Here is a 13,918-nt window from a genome sequence, read left to right on the forward strand (position 1 = left end):
CCTCATCTGTACGTCGGAGTTCCATGACAAAAGCGCCCCACATCTGACTCAAAGCTGGCCTCGCGGATGCGAGGCCCGGCTCCAATCAGATGAGCAGAGGCGCCAATGACCCTTGAGTCTAGCCAACGTGACTCCGAACGGACACGTGGATTACCTCACCGCGGCCCGGTGCGCACCCGCCGCGGCCGCCGTACCACGAGAGTGTGATCTACCGTGGAAGACATGAAGAGCCAATCGTCCCCGCGTCTGTTGCAGGCGGCCGGGGTCGTGTTCGCGATCGGCCTCGCCGCGATCGTGGCGTTGTTCGTGACCCCGATGGTCACCGACGGGGGCACCGCGCCCACCTTCGTGTACGTGCTGACGATGTGCGCACCCCTCGGGTTCGTCCTCGGCCTCGTCTTCGCGCTGCGCTCGGGACGGCGGGCCAGATGAGCCTCGATTCCGCTCTGCCCGTCGCCGACGACCTCGCGCCGGCGACCGATTCCGCGGTGCTCAAGCGCGCCTACAGCTGCTTCCCGTCCGGTGTCGTCGCGGTCGCCTGTCGCATCGACGGCCCCGACGGCACCTCCGCGTTGGTCGGGATGGCGGCCAGCGCGTTCACCACCGTCTCCCTCGATCCGCCGCTGGTGTCGCTGTGTGTCCAGAACACGTCGACGACCTGGCCCCGACTGCGCTCGGCGCCGGCGATCGGCGTGAGTGTGTTCTCCCGCGATCAGTCCGACCTGTGCCGCCAACTGGCCGGCCCCAGCGATGCCAGGTTCACCGGCATCACCCCGTCGGGCACCGACGACGGTTCCGTGTTCATCCCCGATGCGGCCGCCGCCCTGTCGTGCTCGTTGCACAACGAGATCCCGGCCGGCGACCACACGCTCGTGCTCCTGCGGATAGAGGCGCTGCGCTGCGATCCCGGCGTCGAGCCACTCGTGTTCCACGCCAGCACCTTTCGTTCACTGGAAGCGCTGAGGGAACGCTCATGACCCTCGTTTCACTCGGCCTCCCGTCCACCCCGTCGTCGGATCCGGTGGCGGTCGCCGATGCGCCGACGACCGGCCCGCTGCGGGATCGGTTCGGTCGGGTCGTCAGCGACCTGCGCGTGTCGGTGACCGACCGGTGCAATCTGCGGTGTACGTACTGCATGCCCGCCGAGGGACTCGACTGGCTGCCCGCCGACGATGTGCTGACTACGCCCGAACTGATCCGCGTACTCACCGTCGCGGTCCGTGACCTGGGCATTCGCGCCATCCGATTCACCGGTGGCGAACCGTTGCTGCGCCGCGACCTGGAGGATCTGATCGGCGCGGTGTCGAGCCTGCCGGAGGCACCCGAGATCGCGATGACGACCAACGGCCTCGGCCTGACCCGCCGGATCGACGGCCTCGTCGCCGCCGGGTTGCACCGCGTCAACGTGTCGCTGGACACCGTCAATCCCGCCCGGTTCGCCGAGATCACCCGCCGCGACCGCCTGCACGACGTGCTCGACGGCCTCGCGGCGGCGCGTCGCAGCGACCTGCGGTCTGTGAAGGTGAACGCGGTGCTGGCCGGGCACGACGACCTCGACCGACTGCCCGATCTCCTCGCCTTCTGCCTCGAGCAGGGCTACCAGCTGCGCATCATCGAACAGATGCCGCTGGACGCCGATCATCGGTGGGACCGTTCGACGATGGTCACCGCAGACGAGATCCTCGCCGCGCTGCGGACGCGCTTCACCCTGCTGCCCGACCCACGGCCACGCGGAAGCGCTCCCGCGGCGACCTGGCTGGTCGACGGCCATGATCTCGACGGCGACCCGGCCCGGGTCGGGGTGATCGCATCGGTCACCCGACCGTTCTGCGGTGACTGTGACCGCACCAGGCTGACCGCCGACGGCGCCCTGCGCAATTGCCTGTTCGCCCGATCCGAGACCGATCTCCGCGCCCTGCTGCGCGGTGGCCTCGACGACGATCGCCTCGACGCCGCCATCGCCGATCTCTGGCGCGGCAACGCGTGGGTCAAGGCAGCGGGTCATGGTGTGAACGGTCCGGAGTTCCATCAACCCGACCGGCCGATGTCGGCCATCGGGGGCTGACACCCGATGCAGATCACCATCCGGTACTTCGCTGCCGCACGCGCCGCGGCAGGCACGGAATCGACGGTCGTCGACGTCGACGACGACGCGACCCTGGGGCAACTCGAGACGACGCTCGCCGGCACCAACCCGGACCTCGAGCGCGTGCTGGCACGGTCGTCGTATCTGCGGGACTCGATCGCCGTCTGCGATCGGGCCGTCCGATTGGGCCCGTGCAAGACCCTGGACGTGTTGCCCCCGTTTGCCGGTGGCTGACGCCACATCGCGCGTGTGAGCTTCCTCACATAACGGGACGATAACGAGATGGACACAAGTCGACTATCGCCCCGTGAGCAGGGATGACTCCGAATCTGGGTCGAAAGACCCATTCTGGTCCCGAAAATCGGCTTGCCAACAACGTGATTCGCGCACGCAGACGTCGTACTGTGACTGAACGACGCCCTCGGGGGTCACAAGCAAGTAACCAAATGCATAACGTCCCGTCGGCCGCGCCGAACCTCGCTCCGCTACGGGACGCACCTGAAACATCTAGGAGCGAGGACGGGGGACCCACCCTCCGTACAGAGACCGGGCATCGGATCACTGCGACACCGATTCGATGTCCTTGGGGTTAAGTCCCGGCGTGATTCACGTCAGGCCGAGACCGGGCACCTCTCGCCCGAACCCGACAGCTGACTTCGTAGGCGCGTGGAGAGAGGAACACCACCATGTCCGGACGTCATCGCAAACCGACGACAGCCACGACCACCAAGACCCTCGCCAAGGTCGCTCTCACCGGAGCCGTCCTGGGCGGCGGAGCTGCGATGCTGGGCACCGGTTCGGCCAACGCCGCCACCGACGCCGAGTGGAACCAGGTCGCCCAGTGCGAGTCGGGCGGCAACTGGGCCATCAACACCGGCAACGGCTACCAGGGCGGCCTGCAGTTCAGCCCGAGCACGTGGGCCGGACACGGCGGCACCGAGTTCGCCCCGAGCGCCGACCAGGCCTCGAAGCAGGAGCAGATCGTCGTCGCCGAGCGTGTCCTGGGCAGCCAGGGCAAGGGTGCATGGCCGGTGTGCGGCACGGGCCTGTCGGCCTCGACCCCGCGCAGCGCTCCCGAGCAGGCTCCGAAGCTGCAGCTCCCGCAGCTGCCCGCACCGTTCAACTGGGGCGCGACCCCGGAAGCCAAGAGCACCGGTGACGTGAAGAAGCAGCTCGACACCGCGGTGGACAAGGCGCACGAGAACGGCAAGATCTCGCCCGAGGTCAAGAACCTCTGGGAGATGGCTGCCAAGAGCGGTTACGAACTCACCCCGGATCAGATCAACCTGTTCAACCAGAACAAGGACAAGCTGCCGACTCCCTGAGTCGCAGCAGTCACCGTCGAGGTGACGCCGGCCGGTCACGGCCGGCGGACCGACGGGGAATATGGCTGATGGCCCCAGTTCGAAGGGTCCCGCACGATGTCAATCCGTGCGGGGCCCTTTTCCATTCTCCGAACGGTCCCGCGACGTCCTCCCGGGACGGCCTCCCGGGACGTTCACCCGTGACGTTCAGTCGCGGCGGGTGAGCACGTGGCGTTCGCGCAGTGGCAACGCCACCCACATGACCAGGAACACGATCAGCGCGGCGACGGCGGCCGCGATGGCTGCCCAGCCGCCGAACACGATGTCGAAGATCACGGTGACGACCCCGGTCAATGCGACGCCGAGCAGCCCGATGCCGATCAGCGTGAGCAGGTGAGCCCGATTCACCAGCCGGTCGACGGCGTGACGTCGGAACAGCATCCGATGCAGCGCCACCGGGGAGATCAGCGTGATGGTGGACAGCACGGCGAACACCAGGCTGATCACGAAGATGTGCTGCTGACGCGGGGTGAGCTCCTCGAAGCCCTCCTGGAACGGGATGGTCAGCATCAGACCGGTGAGGATCTGCCCGCCGGTCTGGACCACCCGCAGTTCCTGCAGGAGGCTGGCCCAGTTCCGATCCAGGCGCTCGGCCCGGGTCTCGTGCCGTTCCGGCTCCGCGCTGTCCCCGGGCGGCCCGCTCACGCCGAACCCACCCATTCATCGGTGCCGTCGCCGAAGAACTGATGTTTCCACACCGGTAATTGCGCCTTGACCTCGTCGACGAGTCGCGCGCAGGTCTCGAAGGCGGCCCGTCGATGATCGGCGGCGACGGCCACCACGAACGCCACGTCACCGATGGCCAGATCACCGACGCGGTGCGAGACCGCCACCGCCCGTACGCCGGTGGCCTCGGCGGCTATCGTCTCCACGACCTCGGCCAGCACGGTCGGCGCGGTGGGGTGGGCCGAGTAGACCAGCCGGGTGACGTCGCGTCCGCCATCGTGGTTGCGGACCGCGCCGACGAAGCCGACCACCGCCCCGGCGCTGCCGCCGGCGGCGTCCACGACCGACGCTTCGTGGTCGGCCAGGTCGATCGCCGACTCGGACAACGATGTTCGAACCACCCGCGCGACACGGTCGGGCATCAGTGGTCACCTCCGCGGATCTGGTCGAGTGCGTGGTCGAGGACGCCGTCGAGCACCGACAGCCCGTCGCGTACGCCGCCGGTCGAGCCCGGCAGGTTGATCACCAGGGTCGACGCCGCCACGCCGGCCACACCCCGCGACAGGATCGCCGTCGGCACCTTCGGGAGGCCGGCCGAACGGATTGCGTCGGCGAGGCCGGGGATCTCGACGTCGAGCAGGTCCCGGGTCTCCTCGGGTGTTCGGTCCGTCGGCGAGAGTCCCGTGCCGCCGGTGGTGACGACCAGATCGGCCTCGGCGTAGATGCCTGCCCGCACCGCGTCCCCGACGGGTGTGCCATCGGAGACGACGATCAGCTCCTCCACGACGAAGCCCCGCCCGGTCAGCCAGTCACTGATGATGGGCCCCGTGCGGTCGGTGTACTCACCGCGGCTGGCCCGGGTGGACGCCACGACGACACGGGCGACCCTCGGTCGGTCGGGGGTCGACGGGTCAGTCACGCCGCCACGTCCCCGACTTGCCGCCGGTTTTCTCGAGTAGTCGGATGTCCCCCATCGAGGCGCGGCGATCGACCGCCTTGACCATGTCGTGCAGGGTCAGGCCGGTGACGGCGACCGCGGTCAGCGCTTCCATCTCCACGCCGGTCTGTCCGCTGGTCGCCACAGTCGCGGTGACGTCGATGTGATCGTCGGCGACGGCGAAGTCGATCTCGACCGACGACAGGGCGAGCTGATGGCACAGCGGGATCAGCTCGTCGGTTCGTTTGGCGGCCATGATGCCCGCGATGCGGGCGGTGGCCAGCACATCACCCTTGGGTAGACGGCCGTCGCTGAGCAGGCCGATCACCTCAGCGGTTGTCCGGAAGGTACCGCCGGCCACCGCGCGACGATCGGTGCGGGTCTTGCCGCCGACGTCGACCATCCGAGCCGCGCCGGTCGAGTCGATATGACTCAACCCCGTCTCGGTCGGCCCGTTCGCCTCGGTACCGGACACCGGCAGCGTCAGCGGTTGATGACCGTCTTCGACTGCAGGAACGGCAGGTCGTCGAGCGGCAACGGGAACTCGGTGTCGCCGAACGGCGACAGTGCACCGGACAGTCCGGCGGCGAACTCCGAGACCGCGTGCGCGTGATCGCCGTCATCGGTCTTGGGCCAGCCGTTGTCCACGTACTTCTTCTTCTCAGCCACGCGCTCATTGTGCCATGTGGCCTCGACGGCCGTGCCGGGGAAACCACTCCGGTCGTGCCGCTCAGTAGAATCGACCGAATGACTGCAGATGACCAGGGCGGCAGCCTGGCCGACGACCTGGCGCTGCGCACCGACGACGAGCTGGTGGAGCTGCTCACCGCGCGCCCGGATCTCGCCTCGCCCCCGCCGGCCGGGACCGGGGTCCTGGCCTCGCGCGCCCTGTCGGCGGCGTCATCCGCGCTGGCCGGAGAGGATCTCGACCTCCCGGCGGTGGCCGTTCTGGAGCAGGCCATCGCGTTGGGCACCGAGCCGTCGGGCCGCATCCCCGCGCTGACGAGCGTCACCGCGATCGTCGAGAAGCTGTCCGGCCGTGCGGTGAAGAGCGACATCGTGGACCGGGTGCACCTGCTGCGCGACCGCGCCCTGCTCTGGGGTCCCGACGATGCGCTCCGATCCGGGGCGCACGCCCCGGGGGCACTGCCGTGGCGGGCACACCACCTCACCGGACCGATCGCCGACCGGAGTGCCGACGAGCTGCGCGCCACCCTGGACGCCCTCGACGACCGTGAGCGCGGCCTCCTCGAAACCCTGTCCCGCGGTCCCGCGCTCGGCCGCAGCCGCGACGCCGCACCCGACGCCGACCCCACCCAGCCGGTCGCCCGGCTGATCGCCGCCGGCCTGCTCGCCCGCATCGACGACCAGACCGTGGAACTGCCGCCGACGGTCGGTCAGCTGCTGCGTGGTGAGCCGCCGCTGCGCACCGACGATCTCGGCGCGCCGCAGCTGCACGATGACGCCCGGAGCCGGTTCAGCGCATCGTCGATCGACGCCGCCGCCGGCGGCGAGGCGCTCGAGCTGATCCGGCACGCCACCACACTGATCCGGGTCCTCGGGGCGACACCGGCCGCCGTACTGCGCTCGGGTGCGCTCGGGGTGCGCGAGCTGCGCCGACTGGCGAAGGTCACCGGACTCGACCAGCAGCGCATCGCCTTCATCGCCGAACTGCTCGCCTATCTGCGTCTGATCGACGCCGGGTTCCCGGATCCACCACCCGCATCGGACACCGGCGAGCAGGCGTTCGCGCCGACCACCGCCGCCGACACCTGGTTGCACCAGTCCCCGGACCGACAGTGGCTCGCGTTGCTCGGGGCGTGGCTGGAGATGCCACGCCGAGCATGGCAGGTCGGCGAACCCGATCGTGACGGCAACGCATTGGCGGCGCTGTCCGGCGAGCTGCACGACGCCTACGCACCCGTACAGCGTCACGCAATCCTCGAGACCCTCGCCGGGGGCACCCGGGCGGCACCGGTGGCGACCGATGCTCTCGTCGCCGCCCTGCACTGGCACCGTCCTCGGCAGATCCGTCGCTACTCCCGACATGTTGTCGACGAGACACTCAGGGAGGCAAGGGAACTCGGCGTGGTCGCGCACGGCGCGCTGACCACCGTGGGACGCGCGGTCCTCGACCGGACCGACGACGAGTCCGACGCGGCGGTTCTCGCCGCGATGCGCAAGGCACTACCCGAGCCGGTCGATCATTTCCTCACCCAGGCGGACCTGACCCTCACCGTCCCGGGGCCGATGACCCCGGAGCTCGCCGAACAGGTGGAACTCGTCGCCGACCTCGAATCCGGCGGTGCGGCATCGGTGTACCGGGTGTCGGAGAACAGCGTGCGCCGCGCCCTGGACGCCGGCCGCAGCAGCAGCGAGCTGCTCACCATGTTCACCGCGCACTCCCGGACGCCGGTCCCCCAGTCGCTCACGTATCTGATCGAGGACGTCGCCCGCAAGCACGGGCAGTTGCGGGTGGGCGTCGCCGCCGCGTTCGTCCGGTGCGAGGACGCCACCACCCTGGCCGCCGTGCTGCGCAGCGAGGCCGCCGAGAGCCTGGCACTACGCGCGCTCGCACCGACCGTCGCGGTGTCGCAGGCCGACGTCCGCGACGTCATCGATCGGCTGCGCGCCGCCGGTTTCGCACCGGCGGGCGAGGATTCGTCGGGCACCCTGGTCGATCTGCGGGAACGCGGGAGCCGGGTCACCGTCGCGCGTGCGCGTCGTCATGCACAGCCACGCCGGCCCGCACCGTCATCCGACCAGCTCCGTACCGTGATCGCCCGGCTGCGTTCCCAGGACCGGGCCGCCTCCGCACGCCCGGCCTCCCCCGCACAGTCCGCGTCCCCGGTCCGCGCATCCGGCGGCGGCGAGTCGGCGACCGCCCTGATCCAACTGGCGCTGCGGGTGAACCGTCGGCTGCGGGTGGACTATGTCGACGCCCACGGATCCGCCAGCCGACACGTCGTCTCACCCCGCACCCTCGGCGCCGGTCAACTGATCGCCGTCGACTCGGGAACCGAAGAGGAACAACACTTCTCGTTGCATCGGATCACCAGTGTCGAACTGTTGGAGACCTGACGGCACACGGCATGCCGGTCGTCGTGTCGAGATCACCGACGGCCCAGGATAATTCGTTCGCCAATACCCGCCGCGGGGCCGTACGGTTACCGGGGCCGTCGACCGACGGGCCGCACACCGAACAAGGAAAGATCATGAACACCCGCTTCCCCGTTCCCCTTTCGGGCGCTTCCGCCTCGACCCTGCTGTGGGCCGACGAGGAGTCGATCGAGCACGAGGCCCGCGATCAACTGCGGCGTGTCTCGACGCTGCCGTGGGTGCACGGGGTCCGCGTGATGCCGGATGTCCACGTGGGCAAGGGCGCGACGGTCGGATCGGTGATCGCGATGCGCGACGCGGTCTGCCCGGCCGCGGTCGGCGTGGACATCGGCTGCGGTATGGCCGCCGTCCGCACCGATCTCGTTGCCGCCGACCTGCCCGATGACCTGTCGGGCCTGCGGTCCGCGATCGAGGCGGCGGTGCCGGTCGGGTTCGCCGCGCACAAGCGCCCGGTGAACCTGCGGCCGATGCAGGTCGGCGGCGGATGGGGCGACTTCTGGGCCCGCTTCGGTGGCCTGCATCGCGGTGTCCGCCAGTTGGATACGCGTGCACACAAGCAGCTCGGCACCCTGGGCGGCGGCAACCACTTCATCGAGATCTGCCTCGACGACGACGGCGCCATGTGGATCATGCTGCACTCCGGATCCCGCAACATCGGCAAGGAGCTCGCCGACCGGCACATGTCCGTCGCCGCGTCACTGCCGCACAACGCCGATCTGCCCGATCGGGATCTGGCGGTGTTCCTGTCCGGCACCCCGGAGATGGACGCCTACCGTCACGATCTCGACTGGGCGCAGGAGTACGCCGCGCGTAACCGTCGGGTCATGCTCGCGCTGGTGTGCGCCGCGGTGCGGGAGACCTTCGCCGACCGCGTTGTGCGATTCGACGACCCGATCAGCTGTCACCACAACTACGTGGCCACCGAGCACATCGACGGCCTCGAGTTGCTGGTGACCCGTAAGGGCGCGATCCGCGCGGGCGACGGCGAGCTCGGCCTGATCCCGGGCTCGATGGGTACCGGCTCGTATGTGGTCCGCGGGCTCGGGTCGGCGGAGTCGTTCTACTCGGCGTCGCACGGCGCCGGCAGACGGATGAGCCGGTCCCGGGCACGCAGGATGTTCACCGCCGAGGACCTCGTCGAGCAGACCGTGGGCGTCGAGTCGCGCAAGGATGCCGGCGTGGTCGACGAGATCCCGGCGGCCTACAAGGACATCGATGCCGTGATCGAGGCCCAGACCGACCTGGTGGAGGTGGTCGCCCACCTGCGGCAGGTGGTCTGCGTGAAGGGTTGAGGGTGGGCCCGGCGGCGTCCCGGACGCGGCGCCGCCGGGCTCCTCGACCACCGGCTCGACGCAGGTGGCGCGCATCTGGACAATGGAGCGGGTGACCGACGGACCCCTGATCGTGCAATCCGACAAGACGCTGCTGCTCGAGGTCGACCACCCCGACGCGCCCGCCGCACGTGCGGCGATCGCACCGTTCGCCGAACTCGAACGCGCTCCCGAGCATGTGCACACCTATCGTGTGACGCCGCTCGCGTTGTGGAACGCGCGTGCTGCGGGGCATGACGCCGAACAGGTCGTCGATGCGCTCGTCACCTACTCCCGCTATGCCGTGCCGCAGCCCTTGCTCATGGACGTCGTCGACACCATGGGCCGGTTCGGGCGGTTGCAGCTGGTCAAGCACCCGGCACACGGCCTGACCCTGGTCAGTTTCGACCGCGCGGTGCTCGAGGAGATCCTGCGGAACAAGAAGGTCGCGCCGATGCTCGGCGCCCGCCTCGACGACGACACCGTGGTGGTGCACGCGTCCGAACGCGGTCGACTCAAGCAGGTCCTGCTCAAGGTCGGCTGGCCGGCCGAGGACCTGGCCGGCTACGTCGACGGCGAAGCCCACCCGATCGATCTGGACCAGGGCGATTGGCACCTACGTGACTACCAGGCGCTGGCCGCCGACTCGTTCTGGGCCGGCGGCTCGGGTGTGGTGGTGTTGCCGTGTGGTGCCGGCAAGACCATGGTCGGCGCGGCCGCGATGGCCAAGGCGCGCGCGACCACCCTGATCCTGGTCACCAACACGGTCGCCGGACGCCAGTGGAAGCGCGAGCTGGTGGCCCGCACGTCGTTGACCGAGGACGAGATCGGCGAGTACTCCGGCGAACGCAAGGAGATCCGTCCGGTCACCATCGCGACCTATCAGGTGATGACCCGCAAATCCAAGGGCGAGTACCGCAATCTCGACCTCTTCGACTCCCGCGACTGGGGACTGATCATCTACGACGAGGTGCACCTGTTGCCCGCGCCGGTGTTCCGGATGACCGCCGACCTGCAGTCCCGTCGTCGGCTCGGTCTGACCGCCACCCTGGTCCGCGAAGACGGCCGCGAGGGCGATGTGTTCAGCCTTATCGGACCCAAACGCTACGACGCGCCGTGGAAGGACATCGAGGCACAGGGCTGGATCGCGCCCGCCGAGTGCATCGAGGTCCGGGTGACCCTCACCGACGAGGAACGGTTGCAATACGCCGTCGCCGAGGCCGACGCGAAGTACAAGTTGTGCTCGACGGCCCACACCAAGGTCAACGTGGTGAAGTCGATCCTGGCGCGCCACCAGGACTCTCCCACCCTGGTGATCGGCGCCTACATCGACCAGCTCGAGGAGCTCGGCGCCGCGCTCGACGCCCCGGTGATCCAAGGGTCCACGAAGAACAAGGAACGCGAGGCCCTGTTCGATCGTTTCCGGTCCGGCGAACTGCAGACCCTGGTGGTCTCCAAGGTGGCCAACTTCTCCATCGACCTGCCCGAGGCGTCGGTCGCGGTGCAGGTCTCGGGCACCTTCGGTTCGCGGCAGGAGGAGGCCCAGCGACTGGGTCGGCTACTGCGTCCGAAACGTGATGGCGGACAAGCGCATTTCTACTCGGTGGTCTCTCGCGACACCTTGGATGCGGACTATGCCGCGCATCGCCAGCGATTCCTCGCCGAACAGGGTTACGCCTATCGGATCACCGACGCCGACGACCTGCTGGGGCCGACGATCGGCGAGGAGTCACCGAGCTGATCCTGCGCGGCACGGAGGGGGATTCCGCCGACAGGAAATTGGCAGGTGACCGTGAGGTCACCGCAAGCGTCGGCGAGAACAGTTGAGTTGTCGGGGATGACAGAGAACTCAACGAGAAAGCGATCGCGATGAATCCACGCAGGAACGCGAGTGTTGCCGCTCCGATCACGTCACCGGGCAGTCCCACCTACCGCCGTCGGCGCAGGTTCGATCCGGCGACCAAGCGCTGGGAATGGGTCTGGGCCCAGACCAGCTGACGCCACCCGCAATCGAGCCGACCCCGTGCCCGCGGTTCCGCGGGCATGGGGTCGGCGCCGTCACGACGTCGGTTCGGCCAGGCAGAAGCCGGTCGGCTTGGGCAGCGCGAAGTACACCGACAACTGCTCGCTGCTGCACGACGGCCGGCCGTCGGTGCGCTGATCCACCCGCACGACCTCGGTGCCGGTCGCCTTGGTGGCGCCGCACTCGACCTTCTTGTAGTCCGACAGGCTGGCGGTGGGCAGACCCCCCATCGGGATCTGATAGCACTCGCCCTGCACCAGGTTGGGGACGAGGCACAGCTGCTCGCCGGTCTGCTCGCCGCCCTTGGTCCAGTAGAGCCGGGAGTAGTCGTCGGATGGGCACTGGCCGCCGGAGGTGAGCTTCTGGGCGACGAAGAAGGTGAACTTGCTGCTGGACGAGCAATCCGTCTTGGTCGCGCTGATGTTGTCGTCGGTCTGGTTACCGGTGATCGAGACGCAGTCGCCGACCGCGACGTCGTCGGTGTCGGTCACCGCGTCACGGGTGATGAACGCGAACACGCCGATGATGGCGATCACCAGGACCACAACCACGCCGATGATCCACCAGAGTTTCTTGTTCGACTTCTTGCCCGCCGGCTGGCCGGGATACTGCCCGGCGGGGTACTGACCGGCCCCCGGATACGGCTGGGCACCCGGGTACTGCTGTCCACCCGGCTGAGCACCGGGGTACTGCTGGGCACCGGGGTACTGCTGGGCACCGGGATACGGCTGAGCCCCGGGATACTGCTGACCGCCCGGCTGAGCCCCGGGGTACTGCTGCGCACCGGGATATGGCTGAGCACCTGGGTACTGCTGAGCACCGGGATACTGCTGCGCACCCGGAAACGGCTGGGCCCCGGGTTGTTGCTGCGCATCGGGATACGGCTGGGCTCCGGGGTACTGCTGAGCACCGGGGTACTGCTGCGCACCCGGATACGGCTGAGCCCCGGGATACTGCTGAGCACCGGGGTATTGCTGCGCACCCGGATACTCCTGCCCGCCCGGAGGCTGTGGCGCCCCCTCGGGCGCGGGGCCATCACTCGACGAGTGGGGTGGCTGGGAGGGGTCCGGGCCGTTGCCCCCCTGCGGAGAATCCGGATGCGGTGGAACCGGCGGCGTCGTCATAGACGCAGATCGTACCGTCGGCAGCGGCCATCGGGGGCGTGATGCCGCCTGCCCGAATGACACCCGATGTGTCAGCCTGGACCCGTGCGCACCGTATCCCGCCTCCGCCCGTTCGGCACGACGATCTTCGCCGAGATGTCCGCCCTGGCCGTCGAACATTCGGCGGTCAATCTCGGCCAGGGGTTTCCCGACACCGACGGCCCCGCATCGATGCTCACGGCGGCGCAACGCGCGATCGCCGAGGGCCACAATCAATACCCGCCCGGTGCGGGAATCCCGCAGTTGCGTCACGCCGTCGCCCGACACCAGCGCCGCCACTATGAGCTCGACTACGACCCGGACACCGAGATCCTGATCACCGTCGGTGCGACCGAGGCGATCGCCGGTTCCATCGTGGGGCTGGTCGAGCCGGGCCGTGAGGTGGTGATGATCGAGCCGTACTACGACTCCTACGCCGCCACCGTCGCGATGGCCGGCGGAGTCCGCCGCACGGTACCGCTCGTCGCGGACGGCGACGGGTTCCGCCTGGACCGCGCACGGTTAGCGGAGGCATTCGGCCCGGCAACGGCGGTGATACTGGTGAATTCGCCGCACAATCCCACCGGCACCGTCCTCTCCGACGACGACCTCGCCGAGATCGCCCGCCTCTGCATCGAGCACGATGTGATCGCGGTGACCGACGAGGTCTACGAGCATCTCCTCTTCGACGGCCGGGTGCACACCCCCCTCGCCTGTTTCCCGGGCATGCGCGAGCGCACGCTCCGAATCTCGAGTGCCGCGAAGACTTTCAACTGCACCGGCTGGAAGGTCGGCTGGGTGAGCGGCCCGACCGACCTCGTCGGCGCCGCCCGTTCCGCGAAGCAGTTCATGTCGTATGTGGGGTCGGGGCCGTTCCAGCCGGCGGTCGCCGGTGCACTCGACGAGGAGATGGATTGGGTGCACACGTCGGCGGCGGACCTGGCCTCCAAACGCGACCTGCTGTCCACCGCATTGCGCGAGGCCGGGTTCGGTGTCCATCGCAGTGAGGCAACCTATTTCGTCTGCGCCGACCCACGACCACTCGGTTTCGACGACGGGGAGACCTTCTGCCGGACGCTGCCCGAGCGGATCGGGGTGGCAGCGGTGCCGGTCAGTGCGTTCGTCGACGATGTCGAGCCCTGGCGGCACATGGTGCGGTTCGCGTTCAGCAAGCGCGACGACGTGATCACCGAAGCGGCGCAACGTCTTCGGCTACTCTGACCACGACCACGGGGCAACCACGGGGCCGGGTGCCGCAGTGGCGGCGCGG

At 69.0% G+C, this 13,918-nt stretch carries 15 protein-coding genes and 1 riboswitch; of the genes, 9 read left to right on the top strand and 6 right to left on the bottom strand.

Going from position 1 to position 13,918, the window contains the following annotated elements; translation table 11 throughout:
• Positions 1 to 222: 222 nt before the first annotated feature.
• The 5 genes from D7316_RS10785 (at position 223) to D7316_RS10805 (ending at position 3,411) form a co-directional block, all read left to right on the top strand.
• Complete coding sequence (locus D7316_RS10785) at positions 223 to 432, top strand: hypothetical protein (protein ID WP_124708245.1); 210 nt, start codon at positions 223 to 225, stop codon at positions 430 to 432.
• Positions 429 to 977 (top strand): flavin reductase family protein, encoded by a 549-nt coding sequence (locus D7316_RS10790; protein WP_124708246.1) that lies wholly within the window; start codon positions 429 to 431, stop codon positions 975 to 977. The genes D7316_RS10785 and D7316_RS10790 overlap by 4 nt, the downstream gene beginning before the upstream one ends.
• Positions 974 to 2,065: a GTP 3',8-cyclase MoaA gene (gene moaA / locus D7316_RS10795; RefSeq protein WP_124708247.1), complete on the top strand. Its 1,092-nt coding sequence runs from the start codon at positions 974 to 976 to the stop codon at positions 2,063 to 2,065. Before D7316_RS10790 ends, moaA begins: the two co-directional genes overlap by 4 nt.
• Before the next feature lie 6 nt (positions 2,066 to 2,071).
• On the top strand, positions 2,072 to 2,320 hold the full coding sequence (locus tag D7316_RS10800) for a MoaD/ThiS family protein (protein ID WP_124708248.1): 249 nt from the start codon (positions 2,072 to 2,074) through the stop codon (positions 2,318 to 2,320).
• A 251-nt stretch (positions 2,321 to 2,571) separates the two neighbouring features.
• Positions 2,572 to 2,767: riboswitch (cyclic di-AMP (ydaO/yuaA leader) on the top strand.
• 5 nt (positions 2,768 to 2,772) lie between these two features.
• Entirely contained in the window at positions 2,773 to 3,411 is a 639-nt protein-coding gene (locus tag D7316_RS10805; RefSeq protein WP_124708249.1) for a transglycosylase family protein, read from the top strand.
• A 186-nt stretch (positions 3,412 to 3,597) separates the two neighbouring features.
• Here D7316_RS10805 and D7316_RS10810 read toward each other — a convergent pair whose 3' ends face one another.
• From D7316_RS10810 to D7316_RS10830, 5 genes are read right to left on the bottom strand one after another with little or no spacing between them, the layout of a single operon-like run.
• Positions 3,598 to 4,095: a DUF6328 family protein gene (locus D7316_RS10810; protein ID WP_232016864.1), complete on the bottom strand. Its 498-nt coding sequence runs from the start codon at positions 4,093 to 4,095 to the stop codon at positions 3,598 to 3,600.
• Positions 4,092 to 4,538 carry a molybdenum cofactor biosynthesis protein MoaE gene (locus tag D7316_RS10815; RefSeq protein WP_124708251.1) on the bottom strand — a complete coding sequence of 149 codons (447 nt, stop codon included), beginning with the start codon at positions 4,536 to 4,538 and terminating at the stop codon, positions 4,092 to 4,094. The genes D7316_RS10810 and D7316_RS10815 overlap by 4 nt, the downstream gene beginning before the upstream one ends.
• Entirely contained in the window at positions 4,538 to 5,035 is a 498-nt protein-coding gene (locus D7316_RS10820; protein ID WP_124708252.1) for a MogA/MoaB family molybdenum cofactor biosynthesis protein, read from the bottom strand. The genes D7316_RS10815 and D7316_RS10820 overlap by 1 nt, the downstream gene beginning before the upstream one ends.
• On the bottom strand, positions 5,028 to 5,534 hold the full coding sequence (gene moaC / locus D7316_RS10825; protein WP_124708253.1) for a cyclic pyranopterin monophosphate synthase MoaC: 507 nt from the start codon (positions 5,532 to 5,534) through the stop codon (positions 5,028 to 5,030). Before moaC ends, D7316_RS10820 begins: the two co-directional genes overlap by 8 nt.
• 2 nt (positions 5,535 to 5,536) lie before the next feature.
• A complete protein-coding gene (locus D7316_RS10830) occupies positions 5,537 to 5,722 on the bottom strand; it encodes a hypothetical protein (protein WP_124708254.1) in 186 nt (61 codons plus the stop codon).
• A gap of 78 nt (positions 5,723 to 5,800) precedes the next feature.
• On the opposite strand from D7316_RS10830, the gene D7316_RS10835 reads away from it, so the two are divergent.
• From D7316_RS10835 to D7316_RS10845, 3 genes are all read left to right on the top strand, one after another.
• Positions 5,801 to 8,134 (top strand): helicase-associated domain-containing protein, encoded by a 2,334-nt coding sequence (locus D7316_RS10835; RefSeq protein ID WP_124708255.1) that lies wholly within the window; start codon positions 5,801 to 5,803, stop codon positions 8,132 to 8,134.
• Between the two features lie 134 nt (positions 8,135 to 8,268).
• On the top strand, positions 8,269 to 9,465 hold the full coding sequence (locus D7316_RS10840; RefSeq protein WP_124708256.1) for an RtcB family protein: 1,197 nt from the start codon (positions 8,269 to 8,271) through the stop codon (positions 9,463 to 9,465).
• A 91-nt stretch (positions 9,466 to 9,556) separates the two neighbouring features.
• Positions 9,557 to 11,224 (top strand): DNA repair helicase XPB, encoded by a 1,668-nt coding sequence (locus D7316_RS10845; protein ID WP_331852565.1) that lies wholly within the window; start codon positions 9,557 to 9,559, stop codon positions 11,222 to 11,224.
• Between the two features lie 317 nt (positions 11,225 to 11,541).
• Here the strand turns inward: D7316_RS10845 and D7316_RS10850 are convergent, their stop codons facing one another.
• Positions 11,542 to 12,630, bottom strand: a complete 1,089-nt coding sequence (locus tag D7316_RS10850) for an LppU/SCO3897 family protein (protein WP_124708258.1) — start codon at positions 12,628 to 12,630, stop codon at positions 11,542 to 11,544.
• Positions 12,631 to 12,696: 66 nt separating this feature from the next.
• Here D7316_RS10850 and D7316_RS10855 point away from each other — a divergent pair, with 66 nt between their 5' ends.
• Positions 12,697 to 13,869, top strand: a complete 1,173-nt coding sequence (locus tag D7316_RS10855) for a pyridoxal phosphate-dependent aminotransferase (protein ID WP_124708259.1) — start codon at positions 12,697 to 12,699, stop codon at positions 13,867 to 13,869.
• Positions 13,870 to 13,918 lie beyond the last annotated feature (49 nt).

It is taken from the genome of Gordonia insulae (assembly GCF_003855095.1).
GTDB classification, from domain to species: Bacteria; Actinomycetota; Actinomycetes; order Mycobacteriales; family Mycobacteriaceae; genus Gordonia; species Gordonia insulae.